Here is a 2,417-nt window from a genome sequence, read left to right as displayed (position 1 = left end):
GCTTGGCCGGACCCGACCGCTTCGACGCGTCCGCCACCGGCGCGGCGACCGGCGCGGCGACCGGCGCCGCGGCCTCCTCGGCGACGGGCTCGGACGGCTCGGCGGTCGCGCTCTTGGCCGTCCGGCCCTTGCGGCCCTTCGCGGGCTCGGCCTTCGGGGGTTCCGGCCGCGGCTCGCCCTTGCCGGCCTTCGCGTCCGACTTCGCCAGCTTCTCCTCGACGGCCTTCTCGACCTCGCCCTTGCGCTTGCGGCGGCGCCCGCCGGTCTCCTTGTCGGCCTTCGGCTCGACCGGCGACAGGTGGACGTGGATGCCGCGCCCGTTGCACGACTCGCACGTCTCCGAGAACGCGTCCAGCAGGCCCTGGCCGACGCGCTTGCGGGTCATCTGCACCAGGCCCAGCGAGGTGACCTCGGCGACCTGGTGCTTGGTACGGTCCCGCGACAGGCACTCGACGAGGCGCCGCAGCACCAGGTCGCGGTTGCTCTCCAGCACCATGTCGATGAAGTCGATCACGACGATGCCGCCGATGTCGCGCAGCCGGAGCTGGCGGACGATCTCCTCGGCCGCCTCCAGGTTGTTGCGGGTGACGGTCTCTTCGAGGTTGCCGCCCTGCCCGGTGAACTTCCCGGTGTTGACGTCGACGACCGTCATCGCCTCGGTGCGGTCGATCACCAGCGAACCGCCGCTCGGCAGCCACACCTTGCGGTCGAGCGCCTTGGCGATCTGCTCGTCGATGCGGAACGCGCCCAGCACGTCATCGTCGTCGGTCCACCGCTCGACCCGGTCGGCCAGGTGCGGGGCGACGTACTCGACGTACTCGGAGATCGTGTCCCAGGCGGCGGAGCCGGACACGACGAGCTTGGTGAAGTCCTCGTTGAAGATGTCGCGGACGACGCGGATGGTCAGGTCCGGCTCGCCGTACAGCAGCGACGGCGCCGACGCGGTCTTGACCTTCTTCTGGATGTTCTCCCACTGGGCCGCCAGGCGCGACACGTCGCGCGCCAGCTCCTCCTCGGTGGCGCCCTCCGCCGCCGTCCGGACGATCACGCCCGCGTTGCTCGGCATGACCTTCTTCAGGATCTGCTTGAGGCGGCTGCGCTCCTTGTCGGGGAGCTTGCGGCTGATGCCGGTCATCGAGCCGTCCGGCACGTACACCAGGTAGCGGCCGGGCAGCGAGACCTGGCTGGTCAGCCGGGCGCCCTTGTGGCCGAGGGGGTCCTTGGTGACCTGCACGAGCACCGACTGGCCGGACTTCAGCGCCGACTCGATCCGGCGCGGCTGGCCCACCAGCCCGGCGACGTCCCAGTTGACCTCGCCCGCGTACAGGACGGCGTTGCGGCCCTTGCCGATGTCGACGAACGCGGCCTCCATCGACGGGAGGACGTTCTGCACCTTGCCGAGGTACACGTTGCCGACGTACGACTGGTGCGTCGCGCGGTTCACGTAGTGCTCGACCAGCACGTCGTCCTCGAGGACGGCGATCTGGGTGCGGTCGCCCTCCTGCCGGACGACCATGACCCGCTCGACCGCCTCGCGGCGCGCGAGGAACTCGGCCTCGGTGATCACCGGCGGGCGGCGGCGGCCCTGCTCGCGGCCCTCCCGGCGGCGCTGCTTCTTGGCCTCCAGGCGGGTGGACCCGCGGACGGACTGGACCTCGTCCTCGACGGGACGCGACTCGCGGACGTGCACGACCGTGTTCGGCGGGTCGTCGGTGCCGCCCGGGCCGTCGCCGTCGCCGCCCGAACGCCGCCTGCGCCGACGCCGGCGGCGGCTCGACCCGTTCGGGCCGGACTCGTCGTCGTCGCCCGCGTCGGAGTCGGCCTCGTCGGCCGCCTCCTTGGCGTCCTTGTCCTTTGCGTCCTTGGCCTTCGCCGCCTTGGACCTGTCGGCCTTGGACCGGTCCTTCGGCTTGTCGGCCTTGCCCTTGTCGGCCTTGCCCTTGTCGGCGGGGGCCTTGTCGGCGGGGGCCTGCTCGTCCTCGGCGTCCTCGGCGGCGCCCGGGGCCTCGTCGTCGGCGCCCTCCTTGCCGTTGCGGCCCCGGCCCCGGCCGCCGCGGCGGCGCCTGCGGCGGGACGGACGGTCGTCGGAGTCGTCGGCGTCGGACGGGCGCTCGTCGGGCTCGTCGGGCTCGTCGCGCTCCTCGTCGGCGGCCTCGCGCTCGGCCGTCTCGGCGGCGGCCTTGACCGCCTCCTCGCGGCGGGCGGGCGTCTCCTCCGGCTTGGGCTGCGGCGGCTGGAACACCACCATGGGCGGCTGGAAGGTCACGCCGGGCACGGCGATGCGCTCGCGGGCTCGGTCTCGGAGATCTGGCCGACGCCGGGGCTCGCCCCGGCCACCGGAACGGAGGGGACCTCCGGCACGGACGGGACGGCGGGCGGGACGGTCGGCGCGGGCGGCACCTCGGCGGACGCGGCGG

General features: G+C 73.5%; 1 protein-coding gene. It reads right to left on the bottom strand.

What is annotated here, in order from left to right:
- The coding region (locus BJF79_RS37545; protein ID WP_143220746.1) for a ribonuclease E/G at positions 1 to 2,417 on the bottom strand (2,417 nt) is incomplete at both ends.

It is taken from the genome of Actinomadura sp. CNU-125 (assembly GCF_001942465.1).
Lineage (GTDB): Bacteria > Actinomycetota > Actinomycetes > Streptosporangiales > Streptosporangiaceae > Spirillospora.
Note: the sequence above shows the minus strand (reverse complement) of the source record. Positions and strands in the feature narration are given on the sequence as shown.